This window comes from Rhodopila sp., assembly GCF_035548235.1.
Lineage (GTDB): Bacteria > Pseudomonadota > Alphaproteobacteria > Acetobacterales > Acetobacteraceae > Rhodopila.
This window is the reverse complement of sequence record NZ_DASZTJ010000206.1, coordinates 1-23,527: the sequence shown is the minus strand read 5'-3', so window position 1 is coordinate 23,527 and position 23,527 is coordinate 1. Positions and strand designations below refer to the sequence as shown.

The 23,527-nt window shown below is 68.4% G+C and carries 16 protein-coding genes and 1 pseudogene; 12 read left to right on the top strand and 5 right to left on the bottom strand.

Annotation, left to right across the window (positions count from 1 at the left end):
• From VHB27_RS17140 to VHB27_RS17125, 4 genes are all read right to left on the bottom strand, one after another.
• A partial coding sequence (locus VHB27_RS17140; protein WP_325602682.1) for a glycosyltransferase occupies nt 1–3,127 on the bottom strand: 3,127 nt, incomplete at its 3' end.
• A 13-nt stretch (nt 3,128–3,140) separates the two neighbouring features.
• The gene (locus VHB27_RS17135; RefSeq protein WP_325602680.1) at nt 3,141–6,647 is read right to left on the bottom strand and encodes a glycosyltransferase; all 3,507 of its coding nucleotides are present in this window, start codon (nt 6,645–6,647) and stop codon (nt 3,141–3,143) included.
• Nucleotides 6,648–6,761: 114 nt separating this feature from the next.
• Nucleotides 6,762–7,301: a chromate transporter gene (locus tag VHB27_RS17130; RefSeq protein ID WP_325602677.1), complete on the bottom strand. Its 540-nt coding sequence runs from the start codon at nt 7,299–7,301 to the stop codon at nt 6,762–6,764.
• The gene (locus VHB27_RS17125; RefSeq protein ID WP_325602675.1) at nt 7,298–7,861 is read right to left on the bottom strand and encodes a chromate transporter; all 564 of its coding nucleotides are present in this window, start codon (nt 7,859–7,861) and stop codon (nt 7,298–7,300) included. The genes VHB27_RS17130 and VHB27_RS17125 overlap by 4 nt, the downstream gene beginning before the upstream one ends.
• Nucleotides 7,862–7,929: 68 nt before the next feature.
• On the opposite strand from VHB27_RS17125, the gene VHB27_RS17120 reads away from it, so the two are divergent.
• From VHB27_RS17120 to VHB27_RS17085, 8 genes are all read left to right on the top strand, one after another.
• Complete coding sequence (locus VHB27_RS17120; protein ID WP_325602673.1) at nt 7,930–8,934, top strand: aldo/keto reductase; 1,005 nt, start codon at nt 7,930–7,932, stop codon at nt 8,932–8,934.
• Between the two features lie 209 nt (nt 8,935–9,143).
• The gene (locus tag VHB27_RS17115; RefSeq protein WP_325602671.1) at nt 9,144–10,292 is read left to right on the top strand and encodes an ABC transporter substrate-binding protein; all 1,149 of its coding nucleotides are present in this window, start codon (nt 9,144–9,146) and stop codon (nt 10,290–10,292) included.
• 201 nt (nt 10,293–10,493) lie between these two features.
• Nucleotides 10,494–11,390, top strand: a complete 897-nt coding sequence (locus tag VHB27_RS17110) for a branched-chain amino acid ABC transporter permease (protein ID WP_325602669.1) — start codon at nt 10,494–10,496, stop codon at nt 11,388–11,390.
• 3 nt (nt 11,391–11,393) lie between these two features.
• On the top strand, nt 11,394–12,323 hold the full coding sequence (locus tag VHB27_RS17105; protein ID WP_325602667.1) for a branched-chain amino acid ABC transporter permease: 930 nt from the start codon (nt 11,394–11,396) through the stop codon (nt 12,321–12,323).
• Nucleotides 12,320–13,084, top strand: a complete 765-nt coding sequence (locus tag VHB27_RS17100; RefSeq protein ID WP_325602665.1) for an ABC transporter ATP-binding protein — start codon at nt 12,320–12,322, stop codon at nt 13,082–13,084. The genes VHB27_RS17105 and VHB27_RS17100 overlap by 4 nt, the downstream gene beginning before the upstream one ends.
• Entirely contained in the window at nt 13,081–13,764 is a 684-nt protein-coding gene (locus VHB27_RS17095; RefSeq protein WP_325602663.1) for an ABC transporter ATP-binding protein, read from the top strand. Before VHB27_RS17100 ends, VHB27_RS17095 begins: the two co-directional genes overlap by 4 nt.
• Nucleotides 13,765–13,780: 16 nt before the next feature.
• The gene (locus VHB27_RS17090) at nt 13,781–14,782 is read left to right on the top strand and encodes an isopenicillin N synthase family dioxygenase (protein WP_325602661.1); all 1,002 of its coding nucleotides are present in this window, start codon (nt 13,781–13,783) and stop codon (nt 14,780–14,782) included.
• Between the two features lie 117 nt (nt 14,783–14,899).
• The gene (locus VHB27_RS17085) at nt 14,900–15,298 is read left to right on the top strand and encodes a hypothetical protein (protein ID WP_325602659.1); all 399 of its coding nucleotides are present in this window, start codon (nt 14,900–14,902) and stop codon (nt 15,296–15,298) included.
• On the opposite strand, the gene VHB27_RS17080 is transcribed toward VHB27_RS17085, so the two are convergent.
• Complete coding sequence (locus tag VHB27_RS17080; protein WP_325602657.1) at nt 15,295–16,911, bottom strand: GMC family oxidoreductase; 1,617 nt, start codon at nt 16,909–16,911, stop codon at nt 15,295–15,297. The two genes, VHB27_RS17085 and VHB27_RS17080, sit on opposite strands and share 4 nt — an antisense overlap.
• Before the next feature lie 158 nt (nt 16,912–17,069).
• On the opposite strand from VHB27_RS17080, the gene VHB27_RS17075 reads away from it, so the two are divergent.
• The 4 genes and pseudogenes from VHB27_RS17075 to VHB27_RS17060 form a co-directional block, all read left to right on the top strand.
• Nucleotides 17,070–18,320, top strand: a complete 1,251-nt coding sequence (locus tag VHB27_RS17075; protein WP_325602655.1) for a sarcosine oxidase subunit beta family protein — start codon at nt 17,070–17,072, stop codon at nt 18,318–18,320.
• 242 nt (nt 18,321–18,562) lie between these two features.
• The gene (locus VHB27_RS17070) at nt 18,563–18,847 is read left to right on the top strand and encodes a sarcosine oxidase subunit delta (RefSeq protein WP_325602653.1); all 285 of its coding nucleotides are present in this window, start codon (nt 18,563–18,565) and stop codon (nt 18,845–18,847) included.
• Nucleotides 18,844–22,362, top strand: coding sequence for a sarcosine oxidase subunit alpha family protein (locus VHB27_RS17065; protein ID WP_325602651.1), 3,519 nt, complete (start codon nt 18,844–18,846; stop codon nt 22,360–22,362). Before VHB27_RS17070 ends, VHB27_RS17065 begins: the two co-directional genes overlap by 4 nt.
• A gap of 48 nt (nt 22,363–22,410) precedes the next feature.
• Nucleotides 22,411–23,527: pseudogene (locus VHB27_RS17060) on the top strand (glucosidase); the annotation flags it as partial.

Here is a 23,527-nt window from a genome sequence, read left to right as displayed (position 1 = left end):
CGGGCCGGCGGGTCGTGACCCAATGGACGAAACCCGGATAGGACCGCATGGCCTGGCGTGGCATTGCCGGCCGTACCAGGCCGGCGGGAAGCGTCGGCTGTGCGGTGCCTCCGATGACGTCGAACGCAACCCGATGCATGTACTCGGATTCCAGGCGGATCAGTGCCGGCTCGATCATCGCGTATTCCCGATCGTGCCGCAGGCTGTCCATCCATAGCACCCGCACCGGGTCGGGCCAGAACGGCGCCGGCGGCGGGTTGGCGTCCCACAGGCGTTCGTCCAGGCGCGTCTCCAGCACCTCGGCATCGCCGCGCAGCCTGGCGATCCGTTCCTTCAGGCGGTTGGTGGAGACCCACACCGCATCCGCCTCGGCGATCATGTACCGGACGGTCTCCGCGGCCTGCTCCGGCGTGTCGGCCCCATCCCGGCGCGATTGCACCGGATGGGGATCGAGAAGGGCATCGGGATCGGCGTCGAGATCGTAGATGACCGCCGCACCCTGCTGCCTGGCGTGATTGATCAGGTGTTCGGCGTCGGCTGGCGTCGGAAACGCCAACCGGTGCGTCAGGATGGCGTCGGCCCGCATCCCGCGGACCGTTTCGGAATCCGCCAGGACGACGTTCCAGTCCCGGCCCACGGCATGGTCCACCGGAAGCAGCAGCCGCTGATAGGCGCCTGCCGTCAGCGCGCCGCTCGGCTGTCGTTCCGGCACGATGGCGATCGTCCGGCGCGCGGATCCGGGCGCAGCCGGGGGCACGGCCGGCGGCCGCAGATAGGCATGCGCATAGAAATCCGACGGCACCCCCGCGCGCGGCGCCGGCTTGTCCTTGGTTCGCGCCTTCAACCGGTCGCGCACCGCCTGGAAGACATCCAGCAGTTCCGGCGTCCGAGCACGATGGTCCACCAGCCAGGTGTTGGGGCGGCCGGCGAGGCGTTCGGGGAAGGCGCCGAGGTCGGTCGCGACGATCGGCAGGCCGGTTTCGACCGCCGTGGTGAGCGTGTAGCTATATGTCTCGGGGCAGGTCGACGGCAGCCAGATGACGTGCGGCCGCGTCTCTTTCAGCAGGCGCGGCAGGTCGGCCTCGGCATAGCGGCCGGTCTGGTGGATCAGCGGCAGCGCGTCGAGCGGGAAGTCGTCCTCGACATGCCCGATCAGGTGGAAAGACAGCGCGCGCCCGGCGGCTTGGGCGACCGAGGCCACGACGCGCGCGCCTTTGTGGTCGCCCAGCACGCCCAGCAGCGCCACCCGCAAGGTTTCGCCCGAAAGCTTCGGCTTGCTGACCCGCCAGACCGTCTCGGTTTGGGTTTCATGCGGAACGACAACGGCCTTGCCGTCCAGGCCGTAGCGGCCCAGCCGGGCCTTGACGTCGGCGCTGGGGCAGATGACGCGGTCGGCTTCGGTGAAGAGCCATTGCTGCTCCCGCCGCCAGGAGACGATGTCGCGCGCCGCGTTCGGGTTGTTCTCCGCGAGGCAGGCCGTGCATTCGCCGGGGCCCGGTTCCTCGCAATAGTAACCATCCGGCCATTTCAGGAACACGAGTTGCGGGCAGAGGGCGAAGTAATCATGCACGGTCACGTCGAAGGGCACGCCCAGCCGGTGGACCAGCCGCCGCATGTCGATATCGATGCCCAGCAGGTGCTGGATATGCGCGCGGGAGACGTTGGTGGAGCGCAGGACCAGCAGGAGGTCGTCGAACCTGTCCGCCGGCGCCGCGAACGCCGGCCGGCCGGCATGCCCCTCGATATGCAGGGTGACGACCTGGTCGCCGCCTTCCAGGGACACGAACCCTGCTTCGCCCCTGTAGCGATCGACCAGGTCGTCGATATACCGCCGCACCCCGCCGCCGTAATGATGGGAGACCGTCAGGATCACCGGCCGGCCGGATTGGCGCAGGAAAGCGGCATGCAGCGCGAACAGGCACGGGTCGCCATGCTCGAGGCTGGCCGCCATCCGTGCCTTGAGGTCGGGATGCCGCGTCCCGATGGTTTCGTCGGCCAGGGACATGTCCGCCGGAGCGGCGACGAAGCAGTCCCAGGCCAGCCGGTTCCGCCAGCCGCGCCGAACCGCCCGCAGGCAGAAATCCGCCATCGCCGGTGCCGCGTCCGGGAACGATCCGGCGTCCAGCCCGCCCATCGCCCGCAGTGCCGTCAGCTTGATATAGAAGCACCCCCCCGCGATCGCCGGGACATCCCCCGCTCGGCCGGCATTCACCTGCCGGCTGATGGCGTCGGCCTGACCGGGGGGCAGGTCGATCGACCGCTGCTCTCCCTCCCATCCGATGCGCTGGCTGGCGGCGCAGACCGTGGCGATGGCGGGATCGGCATGGGCGTGCCCCGCCAGCCGGACCAGCCAGCCGGCCGGCAGGGCCGGCGTTCCGTTCACCAGGACGACGTCGTGGCCCTCGGCGTCCTGCATGCCGCGATTGGCGGCGGCGGCGAAGCCCAGCGGATGGCGGTTGCGGACCAGGTGGATCAGGCCGTCATCCGCCAACCCGTCTAGCCATGCGATCATGGCCGGGTCCGTCGAGCCGTCATCGACGACGATCAGCCGTGCCATGGGCAGCGCCCGGTCCGCCATCAGCGTCGCCAGGCAGGATCGCACCGCCGCGACGTCGTCCCGGACCGGCAGGACGACGTCGGCGAACACCCCCGGCGGGGGCTTCGGACCGACCCCGGTGGAGGGCAGATAGTCCCTGACGTCGAACGACCGCTCCGTCGGATAGCCGGCCGCCACGCCGATCCGCATGTGGTAGAGCAGGGGGTTGCCCGCCGCCTCGGGGTGCTGGGCGACATACCAGGCCGCGTCGAAGCGGGCATTGGGGCGGCGCAGCGACGCGGCGCCATGCTGCAGGTAGTGCAGCAGGGGATGCAGCGACAGCGCCGCCACGTCGGGGTAGTATTCGAGGTACCACGCGCCGTCGAAGAAACGATTCGGATCGCGCTGCTCCGACAGGCCGAAGCGGATGAAATGCAGCAGCGGATCCAGGCCGCCTCCGGCGATGTCGGGGTAGCGCGACGTGTACCAGGCTCGATCGAACAAGGGATCGAGCAGCACCATCAAGGTCCGCTCGTCCGTTTCCTGCTCGCCGGGAGCGTGCGTGCCCTGGTCGTTCGGTTCGTTCGCCATCCGGATCAGACCCTTACGCGGCCGAAACCGCCAGCGGCGCGGCGCCGTGCCAGGCCGTGTGCAGCGCGTCCCGCCTGGTCGTTCCGTGAATGGTCCCGGGGGTCGTCCCGTGACCGGCGAGGCTCGCGGCGCCGGGGAAGGCGGCGCGGGCCGCCGCCATCATCCGGTTGCGCTTGCGCACGTCGCGCACCAGCAGGTCGAGCGCGGCATACCAGTCGTCCGGCGTGTTCGCGGCCAGCAGCCCGGCCGGCCCGCCGGCGATGCCGCCGCGATAGACGTCCACGTCGGACGCGACGATCGCGAGCCCCAGCGCCGCGTAGTCCATGGCCTTGATCGAGGACTTGGACGCATTGAACGGCGTGTCCAGCAGCGGCGCGAGGCCGATGTGCCAGCCGGGCTCGGCCGAGGACAGCCAGCGCACGAAGGCCGGATAGGAACCCATCGCGTTGTGGGGCATGTCGGGACGGGACAGGCCGGCCGGCAACGCGGTGCGCCGCGTCATCCCCAGGATGTCGATATGCACCCGATTGCCGTACTCGGCCTTCAGCCGGACCAGCGCGGGCTCGATCAGGTCGAAGTCCTGCTCGTGGGACGTGGTGCCCATGGCCAGGATCCGAGCGGGCGAGTCCTGGGCCGCCGGCGCGGGCGGCCGGCAGGTCCAGATCCGTTCGTCCAGGCGGTTTTCCATCAGCAGCGCATCGGGGCGAAGGGAGCGCAGGCGCGCCCGGAGGCCGGGAGTGGACAGCCAGACCGCATCGGCCAGCTCCAGCATGCGGCGGACCACCTTGGCCATGGGCCTGATCTCCGCCGCGTCCGGATGGGTCTTCGGGATGTTGACCAGGTCGTCATCCAGGTCATAGACCAGCTTCGCACCGCTTGATCGGGCATGGTCCGCCAGCCGTTCCGCCGCGGCGACGTCCGCCAAGGCGTAGCGCTGGGTCACGATGATGTCCGCCCGCTCCTCCAGGACCGTTTCGTCGTCGGCCAGCAACACGTCGAACTCCCCGGTCACCGACGGGTGCGACAAAGGCTGGATCAGGCGGATATAGGCGCAGGGCGTCGGCGCCCCGATATCGAAACGTTCCGGCAGGATGACGACGCGCGGGCGGCTTCGGCATGCGGGCCGACGCGCGGGACGCAGGTAGCGGTCGGCAGGGAGGTCCTCGACCGGCGGCCGTCGCGCCGGCCGCGGCCGTGGGCCGTGCAGCGACGTGGCGATCGTGGCGAACAGGTCGATCCATCCTTGCGGCGTGATGCCGGGATCGGCCAGCCAGGTCAGGGGCCGTCCCGCCAGGCGTTCGGGAAAGCATCCCAGGCGCGGGGCGGCGATGGCGGCGCCTGAGTCGATCGCCGCGCTGAGGGTGAAGCTATAGGTCTCGGGCCAGCTCATGGGGAACCAGATGACGTGCGGGGCGATGGTCTTGATCAGGCCGGGCAGCTCCTCCTCCTGGTAGCGGCCGGTGACTTTCAGCCGGCGCGCCGCCTCGGCGGGGATGTTGCTGTCGATATGACCGATCAGGTGGATGTCGACGCCGCGTCCGCCCGCCAGAGCCGCGACGCCGGCGATGGCGCGCGTGCCCTTGTGCTCGACCAGCGTGCCCAGCACCGCCACCCGCAGCCGCTCCCTCGCCGCGAGCTTGGGCGGGCGGATCGGCCACGTCCCCCCTGCCACCGCCTCGTGCGGCGCCACCACCGCCCGCTCGGCCAATCCGTATCGTTTTAAACGATCCAGTGTGTCGGCGCTGGGGCACAGTACGCGGTCCGCGTCGCGGAACATCCAGGTGTGCTGCATCCGCCAAGTGACGATGTCGCGTGCGCCGTGGCTGCCGTGATGCGCGATACAGGCATTGCAGCCGCCGATGTCCGGCTCCCCGCAATAGACGCTGTGCCGCCAGGGCACCAGGTTGATCTGCGGGCAGAGCGCGAAATAGTCGTGTACGGTGGTATCGAATGGAACATCCAGGCGGCGGATCAGCCGCCGGACGTCGAGGTCGATGCCCATCAGGTGGTGGATATGCACGCGGGATACCGCAAAGGACCGCAGCAGGGTCACCAGGTCGTCCAGCGCCTCGGCCGGCAGGGCCAGCGTCGGATGGCCCGGCAGTTCGGGCACCGACAGGCTGCCGCCGCGGTCGCCGCCTTCCAGCAGCAGCACGTGCGCCTGGCCGGCCAGCCGTTCCGTCAGCAGCTCGACATGCCGGCGGACGCCGCCGCCGAGGCTGTGCGTCACCATCAGGATCACCGGCCGCTTCGACCGGCGGAACAACTCCGCCGTCAGCGCGAAGCGGAACGGATTGGCCTCCCCGCGCGCGACGTGCAGCGCGATGGTGCGGGCGTAATCGGGGAACCGCTTGGTGATGGTGTTGGTGGCGCGCTTCATCAGCCGCTGCGCCTTCGGACCGAAGCTGACCGATCCCTTGTGGTAGACGAAGGTGTCGCAGGCGAGGCGATGGCGCCAGCCGCGTTCGCTTGCGCGCAGGCAGAAATCGTTCTCCTCGCCATAGCCCAGGCCGAACCGTTCCGCGTCGAAATGCCCGATCGCGTCCAGTGCCGCCCGGCGTATATACATGCAGTATCCGACGGTTGTCGGTACATCGGCGAAACGGCCGGGATTGACCTTGCGGCAAGCGGCGTCGATGTCCGCCACCGGCAGGCCGAAGGCGATCGGACCGCCGTCATGACACGGATAGCTGCAGATCGTCGCGTTGTTGGACAAGGGGGAGACGGAGGCGATCCTCCGGTCGGCATAGGCCTGGTCTGACAGGCGTTCCAACCAGCCGGGCGGGACCTCGGTGTCGCTGTTCAGCAAGACCACGTCATGCCGTCCGGCCGCCGACATGCCGGCATTGACCGACCGGACGAAGCCCAGGTTGCGTTCGTTACGGATCAGGTCGATCTTGCCCTTTGCCGCCAGCCGGGCCAGCCAGTTGACCAGTTTCGGCTCCGGCGACCGGTCTTCGACCACGATGACGCGGCCCAGCGGGCCGGTGGTGTTGGCCAGGACCGACTCCAGGCAGAGACGTGTTTCCTCGAGGCCGCGATAGACCGGGATCACCACGTCCACCGTCGCGCGGCGGGCCCGCCTGGCAGGACGCGGCGGGGCCGGCAGGTAGTCGGCGACATCCAGCGGCGCCTCGGTCGGAAAGCCGCGGCGGGCGCCGGTCTTGAGGTGGTAGAGCAGCGGGTTCGCGGCGGCGTCGGGATGCTGGGCGACATACCAGGCGGCGTCGAAGCGCGGGTGCGGGTTGCGCAGTTCCGCCGCGCCGGCCACGAGGTAATGGACCAGCGGATTGGTGCCGCTCGCCTCGATGTCCGGATAGTGCTTCACATACCAGGCGCCGTTGAAGAACGCGTTCGGCTCCCGCCATTCATGGACGCCATGGTTGAGGAAGTGGATCAGCGGCGTCAGTTTCGCGGCGATGACATCGGGGTAGCGCCGAGCGTACCAGTCGGCATCGAGGACGTCGGTCAGAAGCTGGCCGAGGAGGGCGTCTCCCGACGGTTTCGAGTCTGCTGCCATCTAGCCTCGTCGCGGCGCCGCCGCTCGTGGATGAAGTCGCCGCCTCGGCGTTTCCCCGAAGAAAAGGGGAAGAGCTGAAATTTGCCTGGCCGTCTCTAGCGATGATTGTAAATTCTATACGCCCACACCTGCGCTGGCAGCAAGCAACAAAGCGGCCGCGCCGCCGGCCAGAAGCAGAAGCGGATTGATCTCCGTGAAGCTGAACAAGAGCGTGCTGACGGCCGTCACGCCCCAGGCCACCCACCCATGCTCCGTCTGGCGCATCAGCGCGAGGCCGCTGGCGAAGGTCAGCCCGACGGCGACCGGCGCCAGCGCCTGTTCCACGAGTTGGCGCCAGGCGGAGGCGGCGGCGCGATGCCAGCCGCGGGCGACGAGGAAGACCACCAGGGACGGCGGGGCGAACATGGCCACGAACGAAACCAACGCCCCTGCCAGGCCCGCGACCTTGAGGCCGACCAGGACGACGATCAGCGACCCCGGCCCGGGCTGGGCGCGGGAGATCGCGAACATGTCCAGGAATTCCTTCGCGGTCAGCCAGTGGTAATGGTCCACCACTGCGCGCTGCATGTCGGGCAGCACGCCGGACCCGCCGCCGAACGCCAGCATCGACAGGCCGCCGAACAGCAGGATCAGTTGCAGCAGGGCCTGGGTCATCGCTTGCGCGCCAGCCAGGTTGCGGCCAGGCTGACCGGCAGCATCACGGCCAGGACCTCGACCAGCGGATAACCCAGGACGCCGATCGCGATGGTGACGGCCAGCACGGTGGCGACCGGCACGACCGCGCGGATGTTGCGCTGCCCCAGACGGACGCCGGTGCCCAGGCTGAGGCCGATCGCCACGGCCCCCATCCCCTCCAGCGCCGCCCCCACCCAAGGCCCGCTGGGTTGCCCCTGGCTGTGCAGGTAAAGGTAGCCGGTGATCAGCACGATGACGACCGGCGGCGCGGTCAAGCCCAGGAAACAGGCCAGGGCGCCGGCGATCCCGCGCATCTGCGTGCCGATGAAGACCGCAAGGTTGACGTTCGTCGCGCCGGGAATGAGTTGCGACAGCGCGTAGCCGGACAGGAACTGCTTGTCGTCCATCCAGCCGCGGGTCTGCACGACCTCCCGCCGCGTCCAGGCCGCCAGTCCGCCGCCGAATGCCGCGAGGCCGATCCTCATGAAACTGCTGAAGAGGGAGGAAAGTGTCGGCTGGCCGGTTGATCGAGTCTCCATGCGCCTATTCAATCCGGTCCGAGGCCGGGTGTCCAAGCCCGGCGAAGGGAAAACTGGGAGGCAGGCGCATGGAGTATCGGTCCCTCGGGAAGAGCGGCCTCAAGGTCTCGGCCTTGTGCCTCGGCACCATGATGTTCGGCGGCCCGACGGATGAGCCGACGGCCGCGCGCATCGTGGACCGCGCGCGGGAGCAGGGGGTGAATTTCGTCGACACGGCGGACGGCTATACCGGCGGCCAGTCGGAGGAAGTGACCGGCCGGGCGATCCGCGCGCATCGGAGCTGGTGGGTCCTGGCCACCAAATGCGCCAACCCGACCGGCCCCGGCCCGAACGCGCGGGGGGTGTCGCGGCGGCACGTGCAGCATGCGGTGGAGGGGAGCCTGCGCCGCCTGGGCGTAAGCGAGATCGACATCCTGTACCTGCACAAGGAGGACCATTCGACTCCGCTGGCGGAAACCGTCCATGCTTTGGCCGACCTGATCCGCGCCGGCAAGATCCGCTATTTCGGCGTGTCGAATTACCGAAGCTGGCGGGTCGCGGAGATCTGCCGCCTGTGCGACGACGCCGGCATCGACCGCCCGGTGGTCAGCCAGCCGCTGTACAATGCCCTCAACCGGGAGGTGGAGACGGAACACCTGCCGGCCTGCGGCTTCTATGGCCTGGGCGTGGTGCCGTACAGCCCCCTGGCGCGCGGCGTGCTGACGGGCAAGTACCAGCCGGACGTGCCGCCGCCTGCCGGCACCCGGGCCGGACGGCAGGACCGCCGCATGCTGGAATCCGAATGGCGGCCCGAAAGCCTGCATATCGCGCGCCAGATCGCGGAACATGCCCAGGCGAAAGGCATGACGCCGGGGCAGTTCGCGTTCGCCTGGGTGCTGAACAACCGTCTCGTCACCGCGGCGATCGGCGGCCCGCGCACCGAAGCGCAATGGGAGGACTATGTCGGCGCCCTGTCGCTGCGCCTGGACGCGGCGGATGAAGCGCTGGTCGATCGGCTGGTCTCGCCGGGGCACCCGTCGACGCCGGGCTATAACGACCCGGCCTATCCGATCGAGGGACGGGTGCCGCGCTGAGTCCGCGCCCGGGGTGATTCCGTTGGCACGTCGTTTGCTGATCCGGGTACCGACGCCCGGGCAGGACAAGGACCGAGTACCGTTACGCCATAGTCAAAGAGAAGAACCAAGGTCCGGGGGCGCAGTAGCCAAGACAACCAGCGCGAGAAGCAGTCCCCAGACGGCTCACCCATCCGCTGTATCGGCTGCGTCGCCATAAGGAGACTGTCATGCGTTTCACCCGCCTCGTTCTTGCCGCCGCCGCAACGGCGGCGCTGCTGCATCCCGCGCCTGGCCGTGCCGATTGCGCACCGATCAAGATCGGCCTGACCGATCCGCTGACGGGACCGTACGCCAATTTCGGCAAGGACCAGTTGCAGGCGTCGCTCTGGGCGGTGGACGACATCAACAAGGCCGGCGGCGTCGACGGGTGCAAGCTGGAGATCGTGGCGCAGGACCACCAGGGCAAGCCGGAGACCGGCATCGCCGTCGCCAATCGTTTCATCGACGTCGATCACCTGCCGATGTTCTACGGCGGGTTCAGCGCGGTGGTGAAGGCCATGGCGCCGATCGCCGATCGCGGCAAGACGCTCATGTTCAGCGTCGGTGCCAATGCGCCCTCGATCGCCACGCTTGGCCAGTACACCTACACGACGTATCCGCTGGCGGATGTCGATATGCGGGCATTCGGCGCATACGTCCACAACGTCATGGGCAAGAAGCGGCTCGCGGTGCTGTACGCGAACAACGAGACAGGCATCCCCGGATCGCGCGTGCTGATCGACAGCTTCAAGAAGGCGGGCGGACAGGTCGTGCTGGACGAGGCGTACGATCCCGCCCAATCGGATTTCACCGGGCTGATCCTGAAGGTCCGTGCGGCGAACCCGGATGTGATCCACGTGCATGGGGTGAACACGGACATCGTGACGGTGATGTCCCAGATCCGGCAATTGGGGATCCAGACGCAGCTCACGTCCTATCAGGGCGCGTTCAGCGACGCCTATGCCAAGCAGTTGGGAGCGGCGGCGGAAGGACTGACCGTGACCTCCCTGGCACCGTCGGTGGAGCAGGACCCCAACGTGAAGGGCTTCCTGGAGCGTTGGCAGACGGAGTTCCACCGGACCGCGAACGGGCTGCCGTATACCCAATATTTCTATGACGTGCCCTACATCATCAAAGGCATGGTGCACTACCTTCACGAGAAGAACATGCCCATCACGGGCGAGAACCTGCGCACGGCGCTGCTTGCGGTGAAGACGTTCGACGGGCCGATGACGGGTCCGACCACGTTCAACGCGGACCATACGGTCAACAAGCCGGTCTATGTCTGGCACGTGAAGGATGGCCGGTTCCAATACGTGACGAAAATCGGCGACTGATTTCGGATGCGATGACAAGGCCAGGAATACGCCGATGGGGCCAACCGACCTCTTTCCGCCGGGTGAGGGCGTGCCAGCGGGTGCCGAAAGCGGGCCGGCCATGACGCGGGGAACGTCTTGGTCGCGCCCAGTTTGGCCGCGCCCAGTTTGGCCGCGTCCAGTTTGGCCGCGTCCAGCTTGGCCGTACCCAGGACCGGCGTGATGCTTGATCCCTCCATCCTCGCGCAGCTCGCCTGGACCGGATTCGCCAATGCCAGCTTCACCTGCCTGTTCGCCGTCGCGCTGGCCCTGGTGCTGAAGGTCAACCGCATCTGGAACTTCGCCCAGGCCGGCATGATGGTCTGCGCCTATGGCTTCATGTACGCCGGGACCCGCTGGCTTGGTCTCGACATCCTGGCGGCGTTGCCGATCGGCCTGGCGGCCACCATCGCCCTGGGCCTGCTGCTGGAGCGTTACGGCTTCCGCCCGCTGCGCCGGCGCGGGTCGTCGAGCCTGACATTCTTCATCTTCACGCTCGTCGTCTCGCAGCTTTGCACCTACGTCGCCGAACTGGTCATCGGCACCGAGTCGACGACGCTGGTCGACAATGTCGTCACGCCGGTGCAACTGGTCGGCGGCGTCGCGGTCAGCGACTGGGACATCCGCGCGACGCTGGTCACGCTGGGATTGATCCTGGCCCTGGCGGCTTTCCTGAAGCTCACAAGCTGGGGGCAGCGGCTGATCGCCGTGGCCGACAGCCCGGACCTGGCGGAGCTTTACGGCACCAGCCGCGACACGGCGTACGCGGTCAGCATGGCGCTGGCCGCGGTGCTGACGACGGTCGGCATGCTGCTGCTGGGCACCAAGGCGGCGACGGTGCCGTCCTCCCCGCTGCAGGAGTTCCTGCTGCTGGCGTTGCTGGCGACGATCCTGGCGGGCGTCGGCAACATCTTCGCCGCCGGCATCGCCGCGCTGCTGGTCGGCATCGGGCAGGGCTTCGCCGTCCTGTTCATGCCGGCCGAGTGGTCGCCGCTGCTGGTCTATGCGCTGATGGCCGTCGCCATCGTGGTGTTCCCGGGCGGCGTGAGCCTGCGTGGCGCGATCTGGAACCGGGGCTGAGACATGGAATACCTCATCACCCTCGGCATCCTGGCCTGCCTGTCGGCCTTGCTCGCCATCGGGCTGAACCTCGTGCTGGGCTATGGCGGGCTGCTGAGCGTGGCGCATCCGATCTTCTATGGCCTGGGCGCCGATGGTTCGGCGCTGCTGGTGATGCAGGCGGATGTGCCCATTCCGGCGGCGATCGTCCTGGCCGCCATCGGCTGCGCGGCGGCGTCGGTGCCGCTCGCTTTGTGTTCGCTGCGCGTATCGGGCGATTATTTCGTCATCGTCAGCCTGGGCTTTCAACTCGGCGTCCTGCAGATCATCAACAATATCGAGATCACCGGCGCCTCCGGCGGCCTCAGCCGCATCCCGACCTTCGTCCATGGCCCCGATCGCGGCCTGATCGGCCTTGGCGTCCTGGTCCTGGTCGTCGCGGTGGTCCTGCTGCTGAGCCGAGCGGTGGTGCGGAGTCCATTCGGGCGGGCACTGACGGCGATGCGGAACGATGAGGAGGCATTGGCGGCCCTGGGTCGCGACCCGGTGCGCATGAAGATGGCGGTGTTCGCGCTGAGCGCCGGGATCGCGGGCTTCGCCGGCGGCCTCTATGCCCATCTGTTCCAGTTCCTGACGCCGTTGCAGTTCGGGATCGAACGCTCCACGGCCCTGCTGACCATGGTCGTCGTCGGCGGGGCGGCGACGATCTGGGGTCCGCTGGTGGGGGCGGTGCTGATGACCTGCGTGCCGCAGGCGATCCAGTTCCTGAACCTGCCGCCGGCGATCGGCGGGCCGATCCAGGGCATGATTTTCTCGGTCCTGGTGCTGGCCTTCCTGTTCCTTCGGCCGCAGGGGCTGATGGGCGGCAGCCGCGGCGGCGGGGGGCTGGATGCGTGGAGCGGAGGAAGGCGACCGGGGAAGGATCGCGGACGGCGTGCGGAAGCGGCGTCATGAGCGCGATCCTGCAAGTGTCGGGCCTGACCAAGCGCTTCGGCGGCATCGTCGTTGCCGACGATATCACATTGGGCCTGCTGCCCGGCGAGGTCGTCGGCCTGATCGGACCCAACGGCGCGGGCAAGACCTCGCTGTTCAACCTGATCACCGGCGTCATCAAGCCCGATGCCGGCCGCATCGTCATGGACGGTGTCCGCATCGACGGCCTGAAACTCTCGGAACGCGCGAAACTGGGTATCGCTCGGACCTGGCAGCACGCACGATCGTTCCGATCGTTGACGGTGCTGGACAACCTGCTGCTGGGTGCGCGCGACTATCCCGGCGACTCGCTGTTGCGGACGCTGCTGCAGCCCGGCATCTCCCGCCGCATGGACATGGAGGCGGAGCAGCGTGCCATGCTGTTGCTGGAACGCGTGCGCCTGGCCCACAAGGCCCATGACCTTGCCGCCGAACTCTCCTACGGCCAGCAGAAGCTTCTCGGCATGGCCCGCGCGCTGATGAGCGAAGGGGCGTGCCTGCTGCTGGACGAACCGATGGCCGCCGTGGAAGGCCGCACCTATGCCATCATGCGCGAGGTGATCGAGCAGGAGGCGCATCGCGGCCAGGCGGTCTGCATCGTCGAGCACAATGTCGGTTTCATTCGAGACCTCTGCTCCCGCGGCGTGTTCATGGCGGCCGGCAAGGTCCTGGCGGACGGGCCGGTCGAGGAGTTGATGAAGATGAAGGACCTCACCGCGCTCTATTTCGGTGCGGCGGCATGAGCTTCACGATCGATCACGTCAGTGCCTCTTATGGCGGCAATACCGTCATCCATGATGTCTGCCTGGAAGTTCCGTCCGACCGTTTCGTCGGCGTGTTCGGCCATAACGGGTCGGGCAAGTCGACGCTGCTGAAATGCATGATCGGGCGGATCGGCGCCATGGCCGGCGACCTGCGCTTCGACGGGCACCCGGTGGTGCCCGACAAGGTACATCGCAACGTCATGCTGGGCATCGGTTTCGTGCCGCAGACGCAGAACGTGTTCCCGAACCTTTCGGTGTGGGATTGCCTGCGCATCGCGGCGATGAACCACCAGCCGATGGATGTCGCGGTGCTGGACCTGTTCCCCGCCATCGCCAATCGACGCCGCGCGCGGGCAGGATCGCTCAGCGGCGGTCAGCAGCAGATGCTGGCGGTGGCCATGGCATTGATGACCCGGCCCAAGGTCGTGCTGCTGGACGAACCGACGGCCGGCCTGGCACCCAACCTGGCGAACGAGGTGTTGAACAGCCTTCAGGACATCAACCGCAAGACCGGGACCGGCATCATCATCGTCGAGCAGAACGTGGTGACGGCATTGCGCATGGCGGAGCGGGCGATCATCATGAAGGGCGGACGCGTCGCCTATGACGGTCCGACGACGGAGCTGCAGCGACAGGAAGACCTCTGGCACTATTTCTGAGCGGAAGGACAAGACGATGTCGGAACAAGAAATCCCCTGTATCGACCTGAGCCCTTCCTTCGCGCCGGAAGGCCGGGCAGGGGTCGCGGCACGGATCGCCGAAGCGTGCCGTACCGTCGGGTTCTTCACCATCGTCGGCCATGGCGTGCCGGATTCCGTGATCGAGGGGTTGAAGCGCGAGGCGCATGCCTTCTTCGCGCTGCCGATCGAGGAAAAGGAGAAAGTGCCCCATCCCGCCAGCAAGATCAGCCGCGGCTATTTCCCGCCGAAGCACCGCTCCTTGAGCTACTCCCTGGGCAAGGAAGCGCCGCCCGACTGGCAGGAGGGCCTGGCTTGCGGACCGTTCGATCCGCCGCCCGAGCACCTGGCCGGCACGCCGGCGGCCGACTTCTTCTTTGCCCCGAATATCTGGCCCGAGGACCGGCCGGCGCTGAAAGCGGCATTCGAAACCTATTTCCGCACGCTGGACGGGCTGTCGATGCATATCCTGCGTCTGTTCGCCGTCGCGCTGGGCCTGGACTGGACCTTCTTCGATGCGAAATGCGATCGAGCGGCCTGCGTCATGCGGGTGATCTGGTATCCGCCGCAACCGGAACCGCCCCAGCCCGGGCAATTGCGCGCCGGCGCGCATTCCGATTACGGGACGCTGACGATCCTGAAGGGCGACGACGTGCCGGGCGGGCTGCAGGTGCGGCTGCGCAGCGGGGAATGGGTCGATGTACATCCGCGTCCCGATGCTTTCGTCTGCAACATCGGCGATCTGATGATGCGCTGGACGAACGATGCCTGGGTGTCGAACGTCCATCGCGTGGCCAACCCGCCCAGGGAATATGCTTCCGTCGGACGGATGAGCATCCCGTTCTTCCACAATCCCAACGCCGATGCGTTCATCGAATGCATCCCGGCCTTCGCGGGAGAGCAGGCGAAATACCCGCCCGTGGTGTTCGCGGAGCACTATCTGGGCAAGCATCTGAAGGCCGCGCACATGTCGAAGACGGCGGAGCCGGCCGTGGTCTGACACCGACCGGCATTGACGGGTCGACATCGACGCGGGCCGGCGGCTGTCATCGGGATGTCGCTTGACCATGACATCCCGCCGCCGCCACGGTTGCCTCGTTCGTCCGGGAGGCAAGCCATGGCCCATCATCATCACGAAATGCACCTGCGCCGCCCTGACGGAAGCGGCCGCGGCGTCAAGCGGCATGTCTCGGCGAACGTCGCCCGGATTTTCCCGAACGATCGCATTTCCACCGACGGCGCCGAACACCAGCATATCTGGATCGACGCCCTCGAGGCGCTGGACGGCGGACCGGACTATGCCGACGACGTGTTCGTCGCCATCCGCATCACCAATGGCGGGATCGGCCAGGACATCCCGTTCGAGGTCGATACGCCGGTCGAGCTGCAAGGCCTGTTCATTCCGGCCTCGGAAGCAGATCCGGGGCCGGACGATCCCGGCCTCGCGGTGATGCACTTCGTTCACGCCCCGGAAGGGTTCGTCCGCTACCAGGGCGTGACCTACGAGCGGGGCTAGGCGGCCGCCTTCATACCGCCGGACGCCGCCGCCTTGATCATGTCCGCGCCCTTTTCGGCGATCATGATCACCGGCGCGTTGGTGTTGCCCGAGGTCACCGTGGGCATGATCGAAGCATCGATCACCCGCAGCCCTTCGATCCCGTGCACGCGCAACTCGTCGTCCACCACGGCCATGGGGTCATGACCCATCTTGCACGTCCCGATCACGTGATAGGTCGTCTGGCCGGTTTCCCGAGCCCATTGGATCCAGTCGGCGTCGGATTGCACCTTGGTGCCGGGGTTCATTTCGTAGGCACGGTATTTATCCATGACGCGGTTCTCGACGATCCGCCGCCCGATGCGCATGCCGGCCAGCAGCACCTGCTGGTCGTACGGTTCGGCGAGGTAGTTCGGCCGGATCGCCGGGTTCGCGTACGGGTCGTTTGATTTCGCGTGGATCGAGCCTTTCGATTCGGGCCGGCACTGATACACCGTGACCGTCATGCCCGGCTCGCGCTCCAGCACGCGGGTCTGCGCGTTGCCGTAGCTGGCATGCGCGATATGGTACTGCACGTCCGGCTCCTCCAACTCGGGACGCGTCTTGACGAAGCCGAAGGCGATGCCGGCGGTGAAGGTCAGGATGCCGCGGCGCTGGGTGTAGTATTTCAGCACCTCCATCGCCAGCGGGATGCCGCGGCTGCGCTCGTTCAGCGACACCGGCAGCTTCAGCCGCCAGTTCATCCGGGGTGCGAAATGGTCGCGATAGTTCTCGCCCACGCCGGGTAAAGCGTGCTGCACCTGGATGCCCAGCGGCTGCAGGACCTCGGGGTTGCCGATGCCGGACAATTCCAGGATATGCGGCGATTTCACGGCGCCGGCGCAGATCAGCACTTCCTTGTTCGCGCGCGCTTCCCTGGCCTGGCCGCCCTGGTTATAGGCGATGCCGACCGCGCGCTTGCCGTCCAGGATGATGCGCGTCGTATAGGCCTCCGTCTCGACCTTCAGGTTGGGCCGGGACATGGCGGGACGCAGGTAGCCGCGCGAGCAGGACCACCGCTCGCCGTTCCGCTGCGTCACCTGGTAATAGCCGAAACCTTCCTGCTTGCCGTTGTTGTAGTCTTTCGCGCGTCCGAACCCCTCATCGACGGCAGCGTCGATCATCGCGTCCAGCACCTCGGCGTGCTCACGCATATGGTCGACGTGCAAGGGGCCGCCCCGGCCGCGGGCGCTGTCGCCGCCCGGATGGAAGTGTTCCGCCTTCTTGAAATAGGGCAGCACGGAATCATAGCCCCAGCCGCGGTTCCCGTATTGCGCCCAGGTGTTGTAGTCCAGCGGATTGCCGCGGACATACAGCATGCCGTTGATCGCGCTGGACCCGCCCAGCGTCTTGCCGCGCGGGATGGGGATGCGGCGCCCGGCCATGGTCGGTTCCGGCTCCGACTCGAAGTTCCAGTTCAGCTTGGGGTTGTTCAGCAGCTTGGTGAAGCCGGCGGGAATGTTGATCCACATCGACTTGTCGGGCGGCCCGGCCTCCAGCAGCAGCACCTTGGTGCGGCTGTCCTCGGTCAGCCGGTTCGCCAGCACGCACCCTGCGCTGCCCGCGCCAACGATGATGTAATCGAAATCGGCCATCCGTCGTATCCCCCGTTCCAAGGCTGCTATAGCCGGAGGCACGCCGTCGCGAAAGCGTCACAAGGGCATGAGGGGAGCGGGCAGGTTCCTCACCGAACGGCGGCAATTGATCGCGCGGCGCCTTTTCCCGACCGATCCCCTGTGGCACCAATCCGCTGATGTCGTCCAGGTTCTCGATTTTCTCGCTGCTGACCCATGCCTCCGGAACGGGGTGGGAACGGCAGTGGCGAGACGCCCAGCCCAAGCCGGCCTATGACACGGTCATCGTCGGCGCGGGCGGGCATGGCCTCGCCACGGCCTATTACCTGGCGCGGGAGCACGGGATCCGCGACGTCGCCGTGCTCGACAAGGGCTGGCTGGGCGGCGGGAACACCGGACGCAACACCACGATCATCCGGTCCAACTACCTCCAGCCGGAGAGCGCGGCGCTGTATGAGCACGCGCTGCGGCTGTGGGAGACCCTGTCGCAGGAGCTGAACTACAACGTCATGTATTCGGCCCGCGGCGTGCTGATGCTGGCGCATGACCATCACGACGTGCAGGTGTTCAAGCGGCACGTGCATGCCAACCACCTCGCCGGCATCGACAATGAGTGGCTGACGCCGGAGCAGGCCAAGGCGTTCTGCCCGCCGCTGGAGATCGGCGGCCATGCCCGCTTCCCGGTCCTGGGCGCCGCGCTGCAACGCCGGGGCGGGGTGGCGCGGCACGACGCCGTCGCCTGGGGCTACGCCAGGGCCGCGTCGGCGCTGGGGGTGGACATCATCCAGAACTGCGCGGTCACCGCCATCCATCGCGGTCCCGACGGCGCGGTCGCCGGGGTCGAGACCGAGAAAGGCCCGATCGCCGCCCGCCGCGTCGCGGTCGTCGCCGCCGGCCACACCAGCGTGCTGATGGGGATGGCCGGGCTGCGCTTCCCGCTGGAATCCTTCCCGCTGCAGGCCCTGGTGAGCGAGCCGGTGAAGCCGGTGATCCCCTGCGTCGTGATGTCCAGCACCGTGCACGCCTATGTCTCGCAGTCCGACAAGGGGGAGTTGGTGATCGGCGCCGGGACCGACGCCTATACCTCCTACAGCCAGATGGGCGGGCTGCACGTCTCCGCCGAGACGTTGGCGGGGCTTTGCGAACTGTTTCCCTCGTTCCGCCGCCTGCGGATGCTGCGCAACTGGGGCGGCATCGTCGATACGACGCCGGACCGCTCGCCGATCATCGGCCTGACCCCGGTGCCGGGGCTGTTCGTCAACTGCGGCTGGGGAACGGGCGGGTTCAAGGCGACGCCCGGCTCCGGGCATGTCTTCGCCGCCACCGTCGCGCGCGAGCAGCCGCACCCGCTTGCCGCTCCGTTCTCGCTGGACCGTTTCGCGGACGGCCGCCTGATCGACGAGGCCGCCGCGGCGGCGGTGGCGCATTAGGAAACGCGGGGTGGAGGCGGTGTTTCCCGCCACGGCGGGCCTGCGCCGCATAGGCGCTCGGCCAAGCCTGGGGACACTCGGGCGTTTCCTCGCCCGGGCGCCTCTCCCGCGCGGCACGTTCCTCTCATCGCTTACGGGTCTTTTCTCAATGCCTATGGGCGTGCGCCCGTCATGACGAAGCGGCTCTCGCGAGGGTTTGAGGTTGACGCTTCCGTCACGCGACCGCAAACGATCAGGCAACCATGTTGCTGATTCCCTGTCCCTGGTGCGGCAAGCGCCCGGAAAACGAGTTCCGTTACGCCGGGCAGGCGCATATCGTGCGTCCGTCCGACCCGGCATCCGTCGATGACGAGGCCTGGGCGGTCTATCTGTTCCTGCGCGACAACCCCAAGGGCCAGCACGCCGAGCGGTGGCGGCATATCCATGGGTGCGGGCGGTTTTTCAATGCGGTTCGCGACACTGTCACCGACCGGTTCGCCGCCAGCTACAAGCCGCAGGAATTGTCGCCGGGGCAGGGCGCGCCATGACCCAGCCGTTCCGCATGCCGGCGGGCGGTCGGATCGACCGCAACCGCCCGCTCCGGTTCCGATTCGATGGCCGGCTTTATGACGGCTTTGCCGGCGACACGCTCGCCTCGGCGCTGCTGGCCAACGATGTCGCCGTCGTCGGCCGGTCGTTCAAATACCATCGCCCGCGCGGCATCGTCGCGGCGGGCGCCGAGGAGCCGAACGCCCTGGTCACCCTCGACGAGGGTGCCAGGGGGGTTCCAGGCAGGGTCACGCCCAACCTCCGCGCGACGCAAATGGAGCTGTATGACGGCCTGACCGCCCGCAGCCAGAACCGGTTCCCGTCGCTGCGCTTCGATCTCGGCAGCCTCGCCGGACTGGCCGCGCCCCTGCTGGGCGCCGGGTTCTACTACAAGAGCTTCATGTGGCCCCAGGGCTTCTGGCGGCGGCTTTACGAGCCGGCGATCCGCCGCGCCGCGGGGTTGGGAAAGGCACCGCGGGCGGCCGATCCCGATTGGTACGTCCAGCAATACGCGCATTGCGAGGTGCTGATCGTCGGCGCCGGCCCGGCGGGCCTCGCGGCCGCGCTGGCCGCAGCCAGGACGGGCGCGCGCGTCATCCTGTGCGACGAGCAGGCGGAGCCGGGCGGCTACCTGCTCTCCGCCCCGGACGTCGCGATCGACGGCATGGCCGCCCCGGACTGGGTCGCCCAGACCCTCGAGCGGATCGCAGACAACGTCCTGGTGGTGCCGCGCACGACCGCGTTCGGCTGGTTCCCCGGCAACCTGATCGGGTTGGCGCAGCGGCTGGACCCCGCGTCACCGGGCGTCCGTCCCGACTCGCGCGCCTCCACGCCCGCAGACCCCTACGCGCTCGGTGTCGAGCCTCCCCCGGTCGCGCCGCCGCGGGAACGGCTGTGGCATGTCCGGGCGGAGCGGGTGATCCTGGCGACCGGGGCGATCGAGCGGCCGCTGGTGTTCCCCGGCAATGACCGGCCCGGCGTGATGCTGGCCTCGGCGGCACTGACCTATCTGCACCGCTACGGCGTCAAGCCCGGCCAGCGTGCCGTCATCGCCACCGCCGACGACAGCGCCTACCTGACCGCCATCGCCCTGCACCGCGCCGGCCTGCCGATCGCCGCCATCGCCGACCTGCGGGAGCGGCCGTTCGGCGAGGCCGTCGACCTCGCCCGCGACCTGGACATCCCCGTCCATGCCGGCGCCGCCGTCATCGGCACCGAGGGCCGGATGCGGGTGCATACCGTGCGCCTCGGTACCGGCCAGGCGGTCCCGTGCGATACCGTCCTGGTCTCCGGCGGCTGGACGCCGACCGTGCATCTGGCCAGCCAGGCGCGGCAGCCGCTGCGCTTCGACGCGGCCTCCGGCACGTTCCTGCCATTGGAAAACGCCGTGGGTTCGGCGGCCGGCACGTTCGACCTCGCCGCCTGCCTGCGCGACGGGGCGGCGGCCGGAGGGCTGGCGGCCGAGTTCGTCGTCGACGGGTTGCCGGCGACGGCACCCTCCGGCCCGCCCTTGCCGGCCGCGCCGCACGCAAAGGCGTTTGTCGACCTGCAGAACGACGTCACCACGAAGGACCTGTACATCGCCGCCACGGAAGGCTTCGTGTCGGTCGAGCACCTGAAGCGCTACACCACCACCGGCATGGCGACGGACCAAGGCAAGACCTCCAACCTGAACGCCGTCAGCACCTTGGCCGCGCTGACCGGCCAGCCGATGGACGCGGTGGGGCTGACCACGTTCCGCCCGCCCTATACCCCCGTCACCTTCGGCGCCCTGGCCGGCGCCGCGCGGGATGCGCTGTACGCGCCGATCCGCCTGCCGCCCATCGTCCAGGCCGGCGCGGTGACGGAGGATGTCGGCCAGTGGAAGCGCGCCCGCTGCTTCCCACGTAATGGCGAAACGATCGCCGCCGCCGTCGCCCGCGAACGCCAGGCGGTGCGGAACGATGTCGGCATCTTCGACGCCTCGACCCTCGGCAAGATCGAGGTCACCGGCCCCGACGCCGCGCTGTTCCTGGAGAAGATCTACACCGGCGCCTTCGCCGGCCTGCTGCCGGGACGCTGCCGCTATGCCATGCTGCTGGGCGAGGACGGGTTCATCCGGGACGACGGCATCGTCGCCCGCCTGGCGCTCGATCGCTTCCACGTCACCACCACGACCGGCGGGGCCGGTTTCGTGCTGCATCACATGGAGGACTACCTCCAGACCGAATTCACCACGCTGCGCGCCTGGCTGACGTCGGTGACGGAGCAGCACGCGGTGATCGCCGTCCAAGGCCCACGGTCCGCCGCCCTGCTGGCGCCGTTCATCCGCGGCGTCGACCTGGGCACGCTGCCGCACATGTCGGTGCGGGAGGCACATTTCGACTCCATCCCGATCCGCCTGTTCCGGGCCGGCTTCACCGGGGAGGCGGGGTTCGAGATCAACCTGCCGCCGCCCGACGCGCAACGCGTCTGGGACACGCTGCGGGAGGCCGGGGCGACCCCGTACGGCACCGATGCGATGCACGTCCTGCGCGCGGAGAAAGGCTACATCGTCGTCGGCCAGGAAACCGACGGCACGGTGACGCCGGACGATGTCGGCCTGGCCTGGATGATCCCCAAGGGAAAGCGCGACTTCGTGGGCATGCGCTCGCTGCGCCAATCCGACCTGAAGCGGGCGGACCGCAAGCAGCTTGTCGGGCTGAAGGCCGAGGCCACGCTGGAAGAGGGCGCCCAGATCACCGAACCGGGCGGCGGCTTTCCGCTCGGGCATGTCACCTCGGCCTATCCCGGGATCGCGCTGGCGCTGCTTCAGGGCGGCCGAGCGCGGGTCGGGGAGGCGCTGCAGGTGCGGCGGGGGAAGGAGGCGATCCCGGTCACCGTGGTCGCCCCGATCGTCTACGACAAGCCGGGCGAGCGGCTGCGGCCGACGCCGGTGCCGGTGACCGATCCCTTATCGGTCCGGCCAGCGGAGACGCGGGTCCCGCCCGTGCCGGTGTCCACCGCGGATGTCGGCATGGTCGCGTTGGCGCCGGCCACGCTGTTGTCCTTGCGCGCCGGTGCCGCGGCCGCCGGGATTGGCATGGCGCTGGGCGTGCTGCTGCCCACCGTCCCTTGCCGCTCCGTCATCACCGAACGTGCCGCCCTCTGGCTCGGCCCCGACGAATGGCTGATCCAGGCCCCCGAACCGGCCGAGGGGCTGATAGCCCTGGTACGCAAGGGGGCGGGGGATCATCCGATCAGCGTCGTCGACGTCTCGCATCGGACGCTGGCGCTGGAGATCGCCGGGCCGCTCGCCGACTGGTGCATCAACGGGTTCTGTGCCCTGGACCTCGATCTGCGCGTCTTCCCGGTCGGCACCTGCACGCGCACCGTGCTGGGCAAGGCCGAGATCATGCTGTGGCGCATCGCGCCGGAAGTGTTCCACGTCCACGCCCCGCGGTCGTTCTTCCCCTATGTCTGGGCCTGCCTGCGCCAGGCGGCGCTGTCCCTGGGCGGCGATGCGCGATTGACGCCGGAGGGGACGGCGGGCTGAATTCGGCATTTCCAGGGAGTTGATGGGCGGACCGTCCCAAACGCGGCAATGAACGATACGGAGTCTCCTCGCGCCGACGCCCGGCCGCGCGCATCCCATCTGCTTGAGACGGCCGAAGGCAAGCGCCTCGCCGACCGTGAGGCCTGGCTGCAATGGGGGCCTTACCTCGCCGAACGGCAATGGGGCACGGTGCGCGAGGATTACTCGGCCGACGGCGACGCTTGGCGCTATTTCCCGTTCGAGCACGCCCGGTCCCGCGTGTATCGCTGGGGGGAGGACGGGATCGGCGGCTTCACCGACGACCGGCTGCGCTGGTGCCTGTCGGTGGCGCTGTGGAACGGGCGGGACCCGATCCTGAAGGAACGGCTGTTCGGGCTGACCAACGAGCAGGGTAATCACGGCGAGGACGTCAAGGAACTCTACTATTACCTGGATGGGACGCCGACTCACTCGTACATGCGGATGCTGTATAAATATCCGCAGGCGGCATTTCCGTACGAAGCGCTGGTCGCGGAGAACGGCCGGCGCGGGGCGAGCGATGCGGAATACGAGCTGATCGATACCGGCCTGTTCGACCAGGGACGCTATTTCGACGTCACGGTGGAGTATGCCAAGGCATCGCCGCGTGACGTGCTGGGGCGCATCACCATCGACAATCGCGGTCCCGACGCCGCCGACCTGCATGTCCTGCCGCAGCTCTGGGCGCGCAACACATGGTCGTGGCGGACCGGGATCGCGGAGCCGTCGCTCGACCTGGTGAACGGCGCGGTGGTCGCGACGCATGCCAGGATGGAGCAGCGGCTTTGGGCGGTCGACCAGGGCGCCGAATTCCTTTTCTGCCGCAACGAAACCAACGCGAAGCTGCTTTACGGCGTGGCCGAGGACGGACCGTTCAAGGACGGGATCGACGATTTCGTGGTGAAGGGCGATGCCGGCGCGATCAGCCGCTCGCGCGGCACGAAATGCGCCGCGCATGTCAAGCTGACGCTGCCGCCGGGGGGACGGCAGGTGATCCGCCTGCGCTGGCGTCCGACGCAGGGTCCCGATAGCGGGGCCGGCAGCGATCCGTTCGCCGACCATGACGGCGTGTTCGCCGAACGGATCGCCGACGCCGACGCGTTCTATGCCGCCCTGCAGGTGCGCTGCGCCGATCCCGACGCGCGGC

Bases quoted from the DNA above. Each gene is read 5' to 3' on its own strand.
- VHB27_RS17135 (WP_325602680.1), bottom strand. From the start codon at position 6,647: ATGGCAGCAGACTCGAAACCGTCGGGAGACGCCCTCCTCGGCCAGCTT.
- VHB27_RS17130 (WP_325602677.1), bottom strand. From the start codon at position 7,301: ATGACCCAGGCCCTGCTGCAACTGATCCTGCTGTTCGGCGGCCTGTCG.
- VHB27_RS17125 (WP_325602675.1), bottom strand. From the start codon at position 7,861: ATGGAGACTCGATCAACCGGCCAGCCGACACTTTCCTCCCTCTTCAGC.
- VHB27_RS17120 (WP_325602673.1), top strand. From the start codon at position 7,930: ATGGAGTATCGGTCCCTCGGGAAGAGCGGCCTCAAGGTCTCGGCCTTG.
- VHB27_RS17115 (WP_325602671.1), top strand. From the start codon at position 9,144: ATGCGTTTCACCCGCCTCGTTCTTGCCGCCGCCGCAACGGCGGCGCTG.
- VHB27_RS17110 (WP_325602669.1), top strand. From the start codon at position 10,494: ATGCTTGATCCCTCCATCCTCGCGCAGCTCGCCTGGACCGGATTCGCC.
- VHB27_RS17105 (WP_325602667.1), top strand. From the start codon at position 11,394: ATGGAATACCTCATCACCCTCGGCATCCTGGCCTGCCTGTCGGCCTTG.
- VHB27_RS17100 (WP_325602665.1), top strand. From the start codon at position 12,320: ATGAGCGCGATCCTGCAAGTGTCGGGCCTGACCAAGCGCTTCGGCGGC.
- VHB27_RS17095 (WP_325602663.1), top strand. From the start codon at position 13,081: ATGAGCTTCACGATCGATCACGTCAGTGCCTCTTATGGCGGCAATACC.
- VHB27_RS17090 (WP_325602661.1), top strand. From the start codon at position 13,781: ATGTCGGAACAAGAAATCCCCTGTATCGACCTGAGCCCTTCCTTCGCG.
- VHB27_RS17085 (WP_325602659.1), top strand. From the start codon at position 14,900: ATGGCCCATCATCATCACGAAATGCACCTGCGCCGCCCTGACGGAAGC.
- VHB27_RS17080 (WP_325602657.1), bottom strand. From the start codon at position 16,911: ATGGCCGATTTCGATTACATCATCGTTGGCGCGGGCAGCGCAGGGTGC.
- VHB27_RS17075 (WP_325602655.1), top strand. From the start codon at position 17,070: ATGTCGTCCAGGTTCTCGATTTTCTCGCTGCTGACCCATGCCTCCGGA.
- VHB27_RS17070 (WP_325602653.1), top strand. From the start codon at position 18,563: ATGTTGCTGATTCCCTGTCCCTGGTGCGGCAAGCGCCCGGAAAACGAG.
- VHB27_RS17065 (WP_325602651.1), top strand. From the start codon at position 18,844: ATGACCCAGCCGTTCCGCATGCCGGCGGGCGGTCGGATCGACCGCAAC.